The organism is Pseudomonas sp. NPDC088444, from assembly GCF_044900175.1.
Taxonomy (GTDB): Bacteria; Pseudomonadota; Gammaproteobacteria; order Pseudomonadales; family Pseudomonadaceae; genus Aquipseudomonas.
Genome location: NZ_JBJDNK010000007.1, coordinates 185,176 through 200,563, shown reverse-complemented (window position 1 = coordinate 200,563; position 15,388 = coordinate 185,176). Strand labels below are relative to the sequence as shown.

The following is a 15,388-nucleotide window of genomic DNA, read 5'->3' as shown; positions in this document are numbered from 1 at the left end:
CGCTCCTACCGAACATCCTCTGACCTTGGTCACGATGAGATGAGGTTTCAGCATCACAACACATTTGGCTAAAATGCCGCACTTTTCGCCTCATCCTTCGGAACTGCCGTGAGCCAAGAACCCGACCGCCTATTCGCCCAGCCGCTGGCCCAGGTGCCCGACTTCGCCTTCAACGAGGACGTAGTGCGGGTCTTCCCGGACATGATCAAGCGCTCGGTGCCGGGCTACCCGACCATCGTCGAGAACCTGGGCGTACTCGCGGCGCAATTCGCCCAGCCCCACAGCGTGCTCTATGACTTGGGCAGTTCACTGGGCGCCGTGACCCAGGCATTGCGTCGCCATGTGCGCACCGACGACTGCCGGGTGATCGCCGTCGACAACTCCGCTGCGATGGTCGAACGCTGCCGCGAGTACCTCAATGCACAGGACTCGATGTATCAGGAACTGCTGCCGGTCGACGTGATCGAGGGCGACATCCTCGCACTGGACTTTCAGACCGCCTCAGTCGTGGCCCTGAACTTCACCCTGCAATTCATCGCCCCTGAACAGCGTCTGGAGTTGCTGAGCCGGATTCGTCGGTCCCTGCTGCCTGGCGGCGCGCTGATCCTGTCCGAGAAACTGCGCTTCGACGACAACGAAGAACACGCCCTGCTCACCGACCTGCACGTGGCCTTCAAACGCGCCAATGGTTACAGCGAGCTGGAAATCGCCCAGAAGCGCAGCGCCATTGAAAACGTGATGAAACCTGACAGCCTCGAACAGCACCGCGAACGCCTGCTGGCGGCCGGGTTCAGCAAAGTCGTGCCCTGGTTCCAGTGCCTTAATTTCGCTTCTTTGATTGCCCTGCCATGATCGATCTCGCTCCACTGGTCCGCCGTCTGGCGGGCACCCCTCTATATATCTGGGCTCAAGGCCTGCAAGCGCAACTCGACGCAAAGATGGAAAAAGGCCATGGCGACCTGGAGCGCTGGCAAGGTGCGCTCAATGCGCTGCCCGAACTGACTGCGACCCGCGTTGAACTCAAGGATCGTTTCGCGCTGGACGCCGACTGCGACGACGCCACCCGCGAGCAGACCCGAGCTGCGCTGATGGGCCTGTCGCCTTGGCGCAAAGGCCCGTTCGATGTGTTCGGCGTGCACGTCGACACCGAATGGCGCTCGGATTGGAAATGGTCCCGCGTCTCGCCCCATCTCGATCTGGTGGGCAAGCGGGTGCTCGATGTCGGCTGCGGTAACGGCTATTACCAATGGCGCATGCTCGGCGCAGGGGCTGACAGCGTGATCGGCGTGGACCCCAACTGGCTGTTCTTCTGTCAGTTCCAGGCCATGCAGCGCTACCTGCCTGACCTGCCCGCCTGGCACCTCCCGTTTGCGTTGGAAGACCTGCCTGCGCGGCTGGAAGGCTTCGACACAGTGTTTTCGATGGGCGTGCTTTACCACCGCAAATCGCCGATCGACCATTTGCTGGCGCTGAAGGATTGCCTGGTCAAAGGCGGCGAGCTGGTGCTGGAGACCATGGTGGTCGAAGGCGACGTGCATCAAGTGCTGGTGCCGGAAGACCGCTACTCGCAGATGCGCAACGTGTGGTTCCTGCCTTCAGTTCCTGCGCTGGAACTGTGGCTGCGCCGGGCCGGTTTCGTCGATGTGCGCTGCGTGGATGTCAGCACCACCACCGTCGAAGAACAGCGCAGTACCGAGTGGATGAAATATCAGTCGCTGAGCGACTTCCTCGACCCGAATGACCACAGCAAGACCGTGGAAGGTTTGCCTGCACCTCGGCGCGCGGTGATCGTCGGTCGCAAGGCCTGACACAGGATTTCAGTCACGCCGCTACTTACTGTAGGAGTGAGCTTGCTCGCGATTGCGACAGGTCAGTCACATCGATAGTGATTGGCTAACCGATATCGTCCGGATGCGGCCCAGACCAAGCTCACTCCTACAGGTCTTGCGGCGCTTACCCTTTGGCCGCCGCCACAATCAACGCCTTCATCTCCGACACCGCCGACTTGAACCCGACGAACAACGCATGGGCCACCAGCGCATGACCGATGTTCAACTCATTGATGCCCTGGATCGCCGCCACCGCCTCCACGTTGTGGTAATGCAGGCCGTGCCCCGCGTTGACGATCAGCCCCTGCTGAATGCCAAACGCCACACCATCTGCAATGCGTTTCAGCTCTTCGGCGACTTCAGTCGGGGTCTCGGCGTCGGCATAGCGACCGGTGTGCAGCTCGATGGCCGGAGCCCCGACGCGAGCGGATGCTTCGATCTGGCGCTCATCGGCGTCAATAAACAGCGAGACTTCGCTGCCAATGGCCGACAGACGCTCCACGGCCGCCTTGATCCGCGCTTCCTGACCGGCCACATCCAGACCGCCTTCAGTGGTCAGTTCCTGACGGGTTTCCGGAACCAGACAAATATGGGCCGGGCGGATGCGCTCGGCGAACGCCATCATCTCTTCGGTCACGCCCATTTCGAAGTTCATGCGGGTCTGCAACACATCCTTGAGCAGCAATACATCACGCTCTTGAATATGGCGGCGGTCTTCACGCAGGTGAACGGTGATACCGTCAGCCCCCGCTTCTTCAGCATCCAATGCCGCTTTCACCGGGTCGGGATAGCGGGTGCCGCGTGCCTGACGCAAAGTCGCCACATGGTCGATGTTCACGCCGAGCAGAATGCGGGTGCTGTGAGTCACGTTGGTCTCCTGAAAAAAGGGTTCGAACAGGCCATGGCAGCCTGTTACTGACGAAAAATGCGTGTTGTTAAGGCTTTCGAAACAATTCCCGGCTCACCAGCGGGCGGCCACCCAGGTGCACCGCCAGCGCCTGACGCATCAAACGCTTGGCCGCTGAAAGCGCCCCCGGCGCCGTCCAGTCGGCCTCGGCCATCGCCAGCAGTTCCACGCCCTGAAACAGACCGGGCTGCAACAGATACACCCGCTCAAGCCCTGCGTCTACCTGCAAACGATAAAGGCCGTCTGCGACGAGCGGATCACCGTTGATGTCCGCGTCTAGGGCGAAACCGTAACCCAGCTCGTCCAGCAGGCGCCACTCGAAAGAGCGCAGCAAGGGTTCCAATGGGCGACCTTCGGCCAGCGCGGCCAACGTGGCGGCGTAGTGCTCGAAGATCCTGGGGTGAGGGTCTTCGGCGGGGAGCAAGCGAATCAGCAGCTCATTGAGATAGAGTCCGCTGAACAAGGCCTCGCCTTCCAGCCAGACGGCAATGCCCGCTCCTTCCATGCGGCCAACGTTCTTCAATTCGCCGCGCCCGCGAAACTCGACCTCAATCGGTACGAATGGCCGCGCCAGCGAACCCGTCTTGCCTTTGGCGCTGCGCAGCACTGCGCGCAGCCGGCCTTGAGGCGTGATGAAGTCCACCAGTGCGCTGTTTTCGCGATAGGGTCGGCTGTGCAGGACGTAAGCAGGTTGGCCGGCGGGCGGGGATTGGGACATTCCGATCTCATGGGGGCTAAAACGTATCTACACACGCCACAAACCACTGTGGGAACGAATTCCTTCGCGATGCGCTGTGCCATACACCCGCACTGGTCGCTGACCCGACGCCATCGCGAATGAATTCGCTCCCACAATGTCTAGCGTCAACGTCAGGGTAGACGCCACGCAGTCAGTCTCTTACAGGTCGCCGTAGCCCAATGAACGCAAGGCGCGCTCATCATCGGACCAACCACCTTTGACCTTCACCCACAGGTTGAGCATCACCTTGGAGTCGAACAGCACTTCCATATCACGACGGGCATCGGAGCCGATGCGCTTGATGCGCTCGCCCTTGTCGCCAATGATGATTTTCTTCTGGCCATCACGCTCGACCAGAATCAGCGCATGAATGTGCAGGGTCTTGCCCTGCTGCTTGAACTCTTCGATCTCGACGGTGATCTGGTAGGGCAGCTCTGCGCCCAGCTGGCGCATGATCTTCTCGCGTACCAGCTCAGCGGCGAGGAAACGGCTGCTGCGGTCGGTGATCTGATCTTCCGGGAAAAAGTGGTCATTCTCTGGCAATTCGTCAGCAATGACTTTTTCCAGCGCGTCCAGGTTATGGCCCTGCTGCGCCGAGATCGGAATGATCTGCGCGTTGGGCAATTGCTCCTGCAACCAGGACAGGTGCGGCATCAACTCGGCCTTGTCCTCGATGCGATCGGTCTTGTTCAACGCGACAATCAGCGGGCCGGTCACGTATTGCACGCGCTCCAGCACCATCTGATCTTCATCGGTCCATTTGGTGCGGTCCACCACGAAAATCACCACGTCGACGTCTTTCAACGCCGCCGAAGCGGTCTTGTTCATGTAGCGGTTCAGTGCCTTGTCGCTGCCTTTGTGCATGCCGGGGGTATCGACGTAGATCGCCTGAACGGCGCCTTCGGTCTTGATGCCCAGCATGTTGTGGCGCGTGGTCTGTGGCTTGCGGGAGGTGATCGCGAGTTTCTGGCCGAGGATGTGGTTCAACAGCGTCGACTTGCCCACGTTTGGCCGGCCGACGATGGCGACATAGCCACAGCGTGTTGCAGTTGAATCAGTCATTGCCATTCTCCACTCCGAGGGCGATGAGGGCTGACGCAGCGGCTACCTGTTCGGCAATGCGGCGGCTGACACCCTGTCCCCGGCTTTTTTCGTTCAATAAGGTGACTTCGCATTCGACGAAAAAGGTTCGGCAATGCGGTTCACCCTGAATGTCCACCACCTCGTAACGCGGCAGCTCACAGGCGCGGGATTGCAAGAATTCCTGCAAACGGGTTTTCGGGTCCTTGTTAGTGTCCACCAGTGTCAGACCATCGAACTCGTTGGCCAACCAGGCCAGAACGCGATCGCGAGCGGTCTGCATGTCAGAGTCCAGATAGATCGCACCGATCAACGCTTCCAGCGCGTCGGCCAAAATCGACTCGCGACGAAAGCCACCGCTTTTCAGTTCGCCGGAGCCCAGACGCAAGTATTCGCCCAAATCAAAGCCACGAGCCAGCAGCGCCAGGGTCTCGCCTTTCACAAGGCGTGCGCGCAAACGCGATAGCTGGCCTTCGCGAGCCTGGGGGAAACGCTCGAACAGCGCCTCACCGGCAACGAAGTTGAGAATGGCATCGCCGAGGAATTCGAGGCGCTCGTTGTTGCGCCCGGCAAAACTGCGGTGGGTCAGGGCCAGAACCATCAGTTCCTGATCCTTGAAGGTGTAACCGAGCTGACGCTCCAGACGACTCAATGACACGCTCACGGTGTACCCACGCTGAATTCGTGGTCGAATTTGACCACCAGATCAATGTTCTGGATCAGCGGCTCACGCTGCTCATATTTCAAATGGGCGAGGAACCGGTTGTTCTCCGTCGTCACACTTAACGCCTTCTTCAAATCCAAATCCCGGATGTTATTGACCAGCATGCCTTTGGCCACGTAGTCATAAAATTCGTCACTGGTGTTGATCTCTGCAGCCTTGTCAGTAGCGGTGGCTTCGATGATCTTCTTCAATGACATGTAATCGAGGTAATGCGGCACCAGCTTGGCGGCGGTACTCGCGGCAAATGCAAGGACGGCGAGCAAAAGCAGCCATCCAATGAACGACAAGCCCTTTTCCGAACCGACAGATGTCATGTGCGCCCTCAAGAATAGTCTTTCCCTGTTGCGTGCAATGTAAGCCTTGCAGCATAGCCTGCCGAAATGACATACGGCGCTGTATCAGACAGCGCCGCATCGGTGTTACTTGATCAGACCGACTCGTGAGAAGTTCGGAAAGTGGCTCAGCTTCGGCTCTGGCCAGCTCATCCATACGGCGAAGGCCTTGCCGACGATGTTCCTGTCGGGAACCATGCCCAGCTCTTCCTTGGGAATGTTGGGGTCATCCCAGTAGCGGCTGTCGTTGGAGTTGTCGCGGTTGTCACCCATCATGAAATAGTGACCGGCCGGAACCGTCCATTCATGATCAGGCGGCGCGCGGTAACGGCTCATTTCCTGACGAATCTGGTGCTGCACTTCGCCCAGCTTCTCGTCATACAGCTCGGCACTGCCCAAAGTTCCCGGCTCGGAGCCAATCAGTTGTTTGGCGACCAGTTGGCCGTTGATGAACAACTGCTTGTCATTGGTGTAACGAATGACGTCGCCTGGCAGGCCGACTACACGCTTGATGTAGTTGACGTTGGGATCACTCGGGTAACGAAAGACCATGACGTCGCCCCGCTGCGGATCGCTGACCGGAATGACTTTCAGGTCGATCACCGGCAGGCGGATGCCGTAGGAGAACTTGTTGACCAGAATGAAATCGCCCACATCCAGCGTCGGTTTCATCGAGCCCGACGGGATCTGGAACGGCTCGACCAGAAACGAACGCAGTACCAGCACGATGAACAGCACCGGAAAAAACGATTTACCGTACTCGACCAGCAACGGCTCTTTATTGAGCTGCTCGACGACCGCGACATCCGGCTGGCTGACGCTGCCCTGATAATTCGCGACCGCCGTGCGCCGACGCGGCGCCAGCACGATCAGGTCGAACAACGCCAGCACGCCGCAGACAAACACGGCGATGACCAACAACAGCGGGAAATTTAGTGACATAGGGCCTGTTTATTCCAACCTGAGCACAGCGAGGAAGGCGTCTTGTGGGATTTCCACGTTACCGACCTGCTTCATGCGTTTCTTACCGGCTTTCTGCTTCTCAAGCAGCTTTTTCTTACGGCTTACGTCACCACCGTAACACTTGGCCAGTACGTTCTTTCTGAGCGCCTTGACAGTTGTACGCGCGATAATCTGGCCACCGATGGCAGCCTGGATTGCTACGTCGAACATCTGACGAGGAATCAGTTCTTTCATTTTTTCGGTCAACGCACGGCCTTTATAGGCCGCGTTGTCGCGGTGCACGATCAGCGCCAGGGCGTCGACCTTATCGCCGTTGATCAGGACGTCCAGCTTCACCAGATTCGCCGACTGATAACGGTCGAAATGATAGTCCAGCGAGGCATAACCGCGACTGGTGGACTTCAGACGATCGAAGAAGTCCAGCACCACCTCGTTCATTGGCAGGTCGTAACTGACTTGAACCTGGCCACCCAGGAACTGCATGTCACGCTGAACGCCACGCTTCTCGATGCACAGCGTAATGACGTTACCCAAGTGCTCCTGAGGCACAAGGATATTGGCCCGCACGATCGGCTCGCGCATGTCTTCAACGGCGGAAATGTCCGGAAGCTTCGACGGGTTGTCGACGTAGATCGTTTCACCGGTCTTGAGCAGCAGCTCGAAAATGACGGTTGGCGCGGTGGTGATCAGGTCCAGGTCGTATTCGCGCTCCAGACGCTCCTGAATGATCTCCATGTGCAGCATGCCGAGGAAACCACAACGGAAGCCGAAACCCAGTGCATCGGAGCTTTCCGGCAGGTACTGGAGAGACGAGTCATTCAGCGTGAGCTTTTGCAGTGCGTCGCGGAAGTCTTCGAAGTCATCGGAGCTGACCGGAAACAGGCCTGCATAGACCTGCGGCTGGATCTTTTTGAAACCTGGCAGGACTTCAACCTCTGGGGTCGAAGAGAGCGTCAGGGTGTCGCCCACTGGCGCGCCGTGAATGTCCTTGATGCTGGCAATGATGAAGCCCACTTCACCGGCCTTGAGGTCGGCGGTAGCGGTATGCTTCGGCGTGAACACACCGACGCTGTCGACCAGGTGAATCTTGCCGGTGGACTTGACCAGAATCTTGTCGCCCTTTTTGACGCGACCATGACGAACGCGCACCAGAGAGACAACGCCCAGGTAGTTGTCAAACCAGGAGTCGATGATCAGCGCCTGCAGCGGCGCATCGATATCACCCGTGGGCGCCGGAATGGTCTGAACCAGACGTTCCAGCACTTCATCAACGCCCATGCCGCTCTTGGCGCTGCACGCCACGGCGTCAGTGGCGTCGATACCAATGATCTTCTCGATTTCGTCTTTGACACGATCGGGTTCGGCTTGCGGCAAGTCCATCTTGTTCAGGACCGGCATGACTTCCAGGCCCTGTTCGATGGCGGTATAGCAGTTGGCAACGGACTGCGCTTCCACACCCTGTCCTGCATCGACCACCAGCAGCGCGCCTTCGCAGGCCGCCAGCGAACGGCTGACTTCATACGTGAAGTCAACGTGGCCGGGAGTGTCAATGAAGTTCAACTGGTAGGTGTTGCCGTCCTTCGCCTTGTAGTGAAGGGTGACGCTGTGGGCCTTGATCGTGATCCCGCGCTCGCGCTCCAGGTCCATGGAATCAAGCACCTGGGCTTCCATTTCACGCTCACTCAGGCCGCCGCACATCTGGATGAAACGGTCAGCCAGCGTCGACTTGCCATGGTCAATGTGGGCGATGATGGAGAAATTGCGGATATGACTCAAATCACTCACGGATCAACACTCGAAAAAAGATTGCAGGCAGGTTGCCTGCCAAAAATAGCCGGGAATTGTACCTGAAGGAACATCGGGGCGTCACGTTCGCACGCGAGGCCTGATCGCCGACCGTCTGCCCGATACAAAAAAGGAGCGGCCTGGCCGCTCCTTTTCCCGTCTGGCGGTTTATTCCGCCAGTTTGAACGTGATGAACGTGGCGCGGCCCTGACGCAAGACACGCATCGAGACCGAACGGTTCTTCGGCAAGCCCTTGGCCACTTCGGTGAACTGCTTGGCCGAAGTGATGGCCTGGTTGTTCAGGTGGGTAATCACATCACCGTTTTGCAGACCGATCAACGAAGCAGGACCGTCCTGAACATCCTTGATGACCACGCCGCCCTTGAGATCCAGCGATTTCATCTGCTCGGCAGTGAGATCGGTGACCGACACGCCCAGACGATTGCTGCTGCGCTCGACGCCGGAATCGGTGGCACCCATTTCTTCGCCCTCAGCTGGCAATGCGCCCACGGTCACGGTCAGTTTCTGACGCTTGCCATCGCGAATCACTTCCAGCTCAGCCTTGCTGCCGTCTTTCAGATTGCCGATCAAGTGCGGCAAGTCAGCGGACATGACGATCGGCGTGCCGTTGGCGCTGAGAATCACGTCACCCACCTGCAGGCCGCCCTTGGCCGCAGGACCGTCTTCCAGCACCTGCGCCACCAGTGCGCCCGCTGGCTTGTCCAGACCGAACGACTCGGCCAGATCCTTGTTCACTTCCTGAATCACGACCCCCAGCCAGCCACGGTTAACCTTGCCGTTGGCCTTGAGCTGGTTGGCAACGTCCATCGCCACATCGATCGGGATCGCGAACGACAGGCCCATGAAACCGCCGGAGCGGGTGAAAATCTGCGAGTTGATACCCACGACTTCACCGGCCATGTTGAACAGCGGACCACCCGAGTTACCCGGGTTGATGGCCACGTCGGTCTGAATGAACGGTACGTAGGTGTCGTTCGGCAGGCTACGGCCTTTGGCGCTGACGATACCTTTGGTCACCGAGTGGTCGAAGCCGAATGGCGAACCGATTGCCAGTACCCACTCACCGACTTTCAACTTGTCGGAGTTGCCCAGCTTGACGGTTGGCAGGTCTTTGCCATCGATTTTCAACACCGCAACGTCAGTGCGTGGATCGGTGCCGATCAGTTTGGCTTTCATTTCACTGCGATCGGACAGACGCACGAGAATCTCGTCCGCGCCATCGATCACATGGTTGTTGGTCAGAATGAAGCCATCGGCCGAGATGATGAAGCCCGACCCCAGGGATTGCGCTTCACGCTGACGATCGCCCTTGCCGGGCGAACGTGAGCCTGGCGGCATGCTGCGCTCAAGGAATTCGCGCAACATCGGCGGCAGGCCTTCGAGGTCCGGCATCTGTCCTTGAGCAACCGAACGGTCCGGCAGTTTCTGGCGGGTGCTGATGTTCACGACGGCAGGAGACGCCTGTTCCACCAAAGTCGTGAAGTCCGGCAGGGCTTCAGCCTGCGCAGTGAGGACCTGGCCCAGCATCAGCACGGCGGCCATCCAGGACAGATAAGTTTTCAAACGTGGTATCGACATACGGCTCCCGTTCACAACGAGCATGGTTAAGCGGTACGAACCTCAAGGTTCGAGGAGCATCTACAGAACGCAGCTTTGCGCGGTGTACTGCTCTGGCCCAGTTTTACTCTCAGTCAGCTTTCTAAACGCTGAAAACAACAAAGGCCAGAGCCGCGAAGCTGTGACCTATAGAAAAAAAAGGATGTGATTGCAACCTGCAAAGCTCACCAAACATTTCAGCATCTCGTTTTAAGCCCGCATTCTCTGGGCCGAAAGCTGGAAATGCCCAATATGAAACCTTTTTCATAGTGGGCACTTACCGTTTTTGTCAGCTTACTTTTTGGTGACCGACGCAGCGGCGTCGCTGCGCATCGAAAGCGCAATACGCTCTGCGGTCCCAATCGGAATTTCACCGACCACCGTCACCATCGCATCGCCCTTGGGCGTGGTCAGGCGGCGCGACACCGCAACGGTCGGGCCTAATTGAGTACGGATATCCGTGACCTCCGCCCCGCTGACCGGCTCAATGAACACAGAGAATCGTGCCAGACCATCGTCATACATCAGACTGGTGACCAGCGCCTTGGAGTCTGGATCATTGCGTGCCGCTGCACTGCTCAACTCAAAACCTGGTGGCAACCAGTCCGAATGCCAGGCCACCTGCTGTTTCTGCGTGTCAGACTTGGTCTTGGCGACCTCGACCGCCTTGCAATCAGCGCTGGGTTGCAGCATTTGATCAGTCGGCAGGTTGGCAGTGTCCAGCTCGGTGAACTGGAAGCGTTCAAGCAGTTGCCCCTTGTCACTGAGCAACAACGACTTGAGCGGCAATCCGGTTTCGCTGTCCAGATGCAATTCGATGCCGTAACGGTGCTGATCCTTGGGCGTCAGCGTCACTACGGTCGCCGATCGCCCGGCAACACGCGAACTGCCCGCCACCTTCATGTCGTACCAGGCTGACAGCTTGGCCGCATCGAATGCGTGAGCGGGCGAATCAGGGATATTCGAGACACCGGCCACCAGCGTACCGCTGACGCACTGGGTCACCCCGTCGACGCGCAGCACTTCCTGAGCGGAACCATCGAGTTGAAGAAGATGCTCACGAACCTTGCCATCGACGACGCGATGCCAGATTCGATGAGTGGAGAAGCTTCCATTGCGTTCATAGACGAAAGTGCCTTGGAAGCTTTGCTTTTGCTCAGCCTGCGCAAGACGCTTGAGCTGGCCTTGCGCATCATCGGCATGAGCTGGAAGGACCAGCCATCCACCAAGCAGAAGCGGCACTAGAGGGATGGCGCGCATGATCCTCCTTAACGGTTTTCCAGGCTGGCGGCGCGGGCGTATGGCAACGCGCTTTCAGTGCCCTTCAACGCAGCTTGCTGAGCATGTTGACGCAGATAACCTGGCAGACGCTGATCGTGCCAACCGGCCTGATTCTGCAATACGCCGCTGGCCATCGGACCCGGGGCCGGCTCGCTCTCGGTGTAACCGGCCAATACCGCCGGACCTTTGACTTGAGGCATGGCGATGCTGGCAGGCTGTGCCGATTGCTGAGCCAGTTGGGCGCCAGCGATTTCATCCTGGTTATACAGACGCACGCCCGCCAGCACAGCGACAGTGACCGACGCTGCAACAGCCAGACGACCCAGCGTACGCCAAGGGCCACGACCGGCCTTGAGCGGACTGACTTCATCGGCGATCGCGGCAGACACGGCGGCCGAGATGTCCAGATGAGGCATCAGCAGCTCTTTATGCATGGCTGCGCGAGCAATTTGATAACGCGACCACGTGGCCCGTGTATCCGCATCGTCGATTGCATTGAGCACCCGACGTAATTCCAATTCGTCCGCTTCGTTATCCATCACCGCGGACAGCGATTCCTGCAGGGCTTCACGACTCATGGCGGTTCCTCTCTTTGGCTATCGCCGCTGTCTCAGGTTTCCTGCAACAAAGGCTGCAGGGCTTTATCAATGGCTTCCCGAGCGCGGAAGATGCGAGAGCGCACGGTACCAACCGGACATTGCATCACGCTCGCAATGTCTTCGTAACTCAGACCGTCAAACTCACGCAAAGTTAGAGCTGTACGTAAATCTTCTGGCAGTAGCTGGATGGTCCGATGGACGGTGCCTTCGATCTCATCCCTCAACAATGCACGTTCCGGCGACTCGATGTCCTTGAGGCCATGATCGCCGTCGTAGAACTCCGCGTCTTCAGATCTGACATCGCTGTCCGGCGGCCGCCGACCTCGCGACACCAGATAGTTTTTCGCCGTGTTAATGGCGATCCGGTACAGCCACGTATAAAACGCACTGTCGCCGCGGAAATTCCCCAGTGCACGGTAAGCCTTGATAAAAGCCTCTTGCGCGACATCCTGGGCTTCATGGGTGTCGTGGACGAATCTCACGATCAACCCAAGAATTTTGTGCTGATATTTCACCACTAGCAGATCAAAGGCTCGCTTGTCGCCGCGTTGTACGCGTTCGACCAGTTGCTGATCCTCTTCCTGGGTTAGCATGAACACTCCTCATAGAGCTCAAAGGAGTGTTGCAGAGGCTGCTTCACAGACTTGCAACCATAGACTCGGGCTTTTCGCAAAAGTTCTCCCCCCTTCAAGCAAGTTTCCGGCGGGCGTTGGTAGCCCGCACGAAAAACGCAGCTCGAACATGGTCGGCTGCGTGAATAATCTTGTCGTCGAATGCGCGTGCCTCGGCAAGTCAAAACGGCCACGGCACAGCGCCGACGCTGTCCCTTTATCGGCAACCCTCTATTGAACGTGGGGCTTTATGAAAAGTTCCCACATTTCAATTCAGAACGTAAGACACGCATCAAGGTGTTTGCGGGATCCAATTCGACGCAGTGACCGACATTGAATTTGCCCGCCAAACGGTATGCACGATGCTGCGGAGTAGCGCACAATCCGCCCCCCGCTGTGATTCACAATTGCCATAAAATCCCAGCCATTGTGCCGTTCTCACCCTTTACATACTAGTGGCCATTTAGAAGCCGGAAATCACAATGAGTCGACATTTTCAGCACGACGTTTTGGTAATCGGCAGTGGCGCGGCCGGATTGAGCCTTGCCTTGACCCTGCCCGATCATTTGCGCGTTGCCGTCTTGAGCAAAGGCGACCTGGCCAACGGCTCGACCTTCTGGGCACAGGGGGGCGTGGCAGCGGTATTGGATAATGCAGACACCGTGCAGTCCCACGTCGAAGACACCCTCAATGCCGGGGGCGGTTTGTGTAATGAAGACGCGGTGAGATTCACGGTCGAGCACAGCCGCGAGGCCATTCAATGGCTGATCGACATGGGTGTACCCTTCACTCGCGACGATCAATCGGCAGTGGTCGACGGCGGGTTTGAATTTCACCTCACTCGCGAGGGCGGGCACAGTCACCGCCGCATCATTCACGCGGCTGATGCAACGGGTGCTGCGATTTTCCGCACCCTGCTGGCGGCTGCCAAAGCCCGGCCCAACATTGAACTGCTGGAACAGCGTGTGGCCGTCGACCTGATCACCGAGCGTCGACTGGGTCGGGACGGCGCCCGCTGCCTCGGCGCCTACGTGCTGGACCGTTCGACCGGCGAGGTCGACACCCACAGCGCGCGCTTCACGATTCTGGCGTCGGGCGGTGCCGCCAAGGTCTACCTTTATACCAGCAATCCGGACGGTGCCTGCGGCGACGGTATCGCCATGGCCTGGCGTTCGGGCTGCCGGGTCGGCAACCTGGAATTCAACCAGTTTCACCCCACGTGCCTCTACCATCCGCAGGCCAAGAGTTTTCTGGTCACCGAAGCGCTGCGCGGCGAAGGCGCCTATCTGAAGCTGCCCAACGGCGAACGCTTCATGCAGCGCTTCGACGAGCGCGCCGAGCTGGCCCCCCGCGACATCGTGGCCCGCGCCATCGACCATGAAATGAAACGACTGGGCGTCGATTGCGTTTATCTGGACATCAGCCACAAACCCGAAGACTTCGTCAAAACGCATTTTCCGACCGTTTACGAGCGCTGCCTGGAATTTGGGATCGACATTACCCGCCAATCGATTCCAGTCGTACCGGCGGCGCATTACACCTGTGGCGGGGTCGTTGTCGATCAGCACGGTCGCACCGATGTACCGGGCTTGTATGCGATTGGCGAAACCAGTTTCACCGGCTTGCATGGCGCCAACCGCATGGCCAGCAACTCGTTGCTGGAATGCTTCGTGTACGCCCGTTCGGCGGCGGCCGACATTATCGCGCAACTGCCCACGATCACTCAGCCGCAAAACCTGCCGTTCTGGGATGCCAGCCAAGTGACCGATTCAGACGAAGACGTGATCATCGCGCATAACTGGGACGAACTGCGGCGATTCATGTGGGACTACGTCGGGATCGTGCGCACGACCAAGCGTTTGCAGCGCGCGCAACACCGCGTGCAATTGCTGCTGGATGAAATCGATGAGTTTTACAGCAACTACAAGGTGAGCCGCGACCTGATCGAGCTGCGCAATCTGGCGCAAGTCGCCGAGTTGATGATTGCCTCGGCCATGGCGCGCAAGGAAAGCCGGGGCCTGCATTACACGCTGGACTACCCGGACATGCTGCCCGAAGCCGTAGACACTATTCTGGTGCCGCCCACCTTCGGCGACTGAATTTCAGCCGCAGACGCAGGCGCCGGTGATTGTCCGGCGCCATTGCGTCGCCAGGAATGCAGACGCTCCTGACCCAATACCGCGACAACCAATGGCCGCCCATCAAGCGAAACCGGAGCAGGATCAGGTTCGGCAAGGCGATGCTGTCAGGCCGCAGTTGTACCGGTTGCCAGCCGTCACGCTCGTTCCAGAGATGCCAACCAGCGCTGTCACGACGCAAAGCGGTAAATCCAATATCGCTGTTGCTCAGCGTCGGCCAGACGCGCAGGCCATGCAGCAGACACAGCAATACACCGACCACCCTGGCCCAGAACGGGATTTCAAGCAGGGAAACCGAGAACAGCGCCAGCGTTTGCGCGCCGAGGTACGCCATCAGCAACGCACGGGAACGCTGCCAACGGCATTCGAAACGGTCATTTCGGCTGGACACGGTCCAGAATCATGCGAACCATGCGCTGCAACTCGGGGTCTTCGGACTCGGTGCGCTCCATGAACCACCCGAACATGTCCTGATCTTCACAGGTCAACAGGCGGACATAGAGCGCGCGGTCGACGTCGTTGAGCGACGGATAGACTTCCTGGACGAACGGCACCAGCAGGACGTCCAGTTCAAGCATGCCGCGTCGGCTGTGCCAGAACAGGCGATTGAGTTCAATTTGTTCGACCATGGAGGGCTCCTCGAATTTGCGGGCGAGTATACAGGCGCAGCGCTGTTCGGCGTACCCACAGTTAGTCGCAGGTTTTTGCACATAGTCATTATCAGGATTCGGATATACCCATTACACCCACTGAGCACTATCATGGCGCCTCAGACTTCTACCC

The 15,388-nt window shown here is 58.6% G+C and carries 16 protein-coding genes; 3 read left to right on the top strand and 13 right to left on the bottom strand.

All coding sequences use genetic code 11. From position 1 onward, the window contains the following. Positions 1 to 108 precede the first annotated feature (108 nt). Together cmoA and cmoB are read left to right on the top strand one after the other, a co-directional pair. Positions 109 to 852, top strand: coding sequence for a carboxy-S-adenosyl-L-methionine synthase CmoA (cmoA, locus tag ACI2KB_RS15730; protein ID WP_404636055.1), 744 nt, complete (start codon positions 109 to 111; stop codon positions 850 to 852). After that, positions 849 to 1,808: a tRNA 5-methoxyuridine(34)/uridine 5-oxyacetic acid(34) synthase CmoB gene (gene cmoB, locus ACI2KB_RS15725; protein ID WP_404636053.1), complete on the top strand. Its 960-nt coding sequence runs from the start codon at positions 849 to 851 to the stop codon at positions 1,806 to 1,808. Before cmoA ends, cmoB begins: the two co-directional genes overlap by 4 nt. 145 nt (positions 1,809 to 1,953) lie before the next feature. On the opposite strand, the gene pdxJ is transcribed toward cmoB, so the two are convergent. From pdxJ to rpoE, 11 genes are all read right to left on the bottom strand, one after another. Then, the gene (gene pdxJ / locus ACI2KB_RS15720) at positions 1,954 to 2,697 is read right to left on the bottom strand and encodes a pyridoxine 5'-phosphate synthase (protein WP_404636051.1); all 744 of its coding nucleotides are present in this window, start codon (positions 2,695 to 2,697) and stop codon (positions 1,954 to 1,956) included. A gap of 67 nt (positions 2,698 to 2,764) precedes the next feature. Then, positions 2,765 to 3,454 carry a DNA repair protein RecO gene (gene recO / locus ACI2KB_RS15715; RefSeq protein WP_404636049.1) on the bottom strand — a complete coding sequence of 230 codons (690 nt, stop codon included), beginning with the start codon at positions 3,452 to 3,454 and terminating at the stop codon, positions 2,765 to 2,767. A gap of 180 nt (positions 3,455 to 3,634) precedes the next feature. Beyond that, a complete protein-coding gene (gene era, locus ACI2KB_RS15710; RefSeq protein WP_404636047.1) occupies positions 3,635 to 4,537 on the bottom strand; it encodes a GTPase Era in 903 nt (300 codons plus the stop codon). Then, positions 4,530 to 5,219 carry a ribonuclease III gene (gene rnc, locus ACI2KB_RS15705; protein WP_404636045.1) on the bottom strand — a complete coding sequence of 230 codons (690 nt, stop codon included), beginning with the start codon at positions 5,217 to 5,219 and terminating at the stop codon, positions 4,530 to 4,532. Before rnc ends, era begins: the two co-directional genes overlap by 8 nt. Then, positions 5,216 to 5,593 carry a DUF4845 domain-containing protein gene (locus ACI2KB_RS15700; protein ID WP_404636043.1) on the bottom strand — a complete coding sequence of 126 codons (378 nt, stop codon included), beginning with the start codon at positions 5,591 to 5,593 and terminating at the stop codon, positions 5,216 to 5,218. Before ACI2KB_RS15700 ends, rnc begins: the two co-directional genes overlap by 4 nt. Before the next feature lie 105 nt (positions 5,594 to 5,698). Beyond that, positions 5,699 to 6,553 (bottom strand): signal peptidase I, encoded by an 855-nt coding sequence (gene lepB, locus ACI2KB_RS15695; RefSeq protein WP_404636041.1) that lies wholly within the window; start codon positions 6,551 to 6,553, stop codon positions 5,699 to 5,701. Positions 6,554 to 6,562: 9 nt separating this feature from the next. Beyond that, positions 6,563 to 8,359, bottom strand: coding sequence for a translation elongation factor 4 (lepA, locus tag ACI2KB_RS15690; RefSeq protein WP_404636039.1), 1,797 nt, complete (start codon positions 8,357 to 8,359; stop codon positions 6,563 to 6,565). A gap of 168 nt (positions 8,360 to 8,527) precedes the next feature. Beyond that, entirely contained in the window at positions 8,528 to 9,922 is a 1,395-nt protein-coding gene (locus ACI2KB_RS15685) for a DegQ family serine endoprotease (protein WP_404636262.1), read from the bottom strand. A gap of 348 nt (positions 9,923 to 10,270) precedes the next feature. Beyond that, on the bottom strand, positions 10,271 to 11,236 hold the full coding sequence (locus ACI2KB_RS15680; RefSeq protein ID WP_404636037.1) for a MucB/RseB C-terminal domain-containing protein: 966 nt from the start codon (positions 11,234 to 11,236) through the stop codon (positions 10,271 to 10,273). Between the two features lie 8 nt (positions 11,237 to 11,244). Further along, complete coding sequence (locus ACI2KB_RS15675) at positions 11,245 to 11,835, bottom strand: sigma-E factor negative regulatory protein (protein ID WP_404636035.1); 591 nt, start codon at positions 11,833 to 11,835, stop codon at positions 11,245 to 11,247. A gap of 32 nt (positions 11,836 to 11,867) precedes the next feature. After that, positions 11,868 to 12,449, bottom strand: coding sequence for an RNA polymerase sigma factor RpoE (gene rpoE, locus ACI2KB_RS15670; protein WP_037014368.1), 582 nt, complete (start codon positions 12,447 to 12,449; stop codon positions 11,868 to 11,870). Between the two features lie 500 nt (positions 12,450 to 12,949). Between rpoE and nadB the strand changes: the two genes are divergently transcribed. After that, a complete protein-coding gene (gene nadB / locus ACI2KB_RS15665; RefSeq protein ID WP_404636033.1) occupies positions 12,950 to 14,566 on the top strand; it encodes an L-aspartate oxidase in 1,617 nt (538 codons plus the stop codon). On the opposite strand, the gene ACI2KB_RS15660 is transcribed toward nadB, so the two are convergent. Together ACI2KB_RS15660 and ACI2KB_RS15655 are read right to left on the bottom strand one after the other, a co-directional pair. Further along, entirely contained in the window at positions 14,535 to 14,996 is a 462-nt protein-coding gene (locus tag ACI2KB_RS15660; RefSeq protein ID WP_404636031.1) for a protein YgfX, read from the bottom strand. The genes nadB and ACI2KB_RS15660 overlap by 32 nt on opposite strands. Next, positions 14,980 to 15,234 (bottom strand): succinate dehydrogenase assembly factor 2, encoded by a 255-nt coding sequence (locus ACI2KB_RS15655; RefSeq protein ID WP_404636029.1) that lies wholly within the window; start codon positions 15,232 to 15,234, stop codon positions 14,980 to 14,982. Before ACI2KB_RS15655 ends, ACI2KB_RS15660 begins: the two co-directional genes overlap by 17 nt. Positions 15,235 to 15,388: the final 154 nt, after the last annotated feature.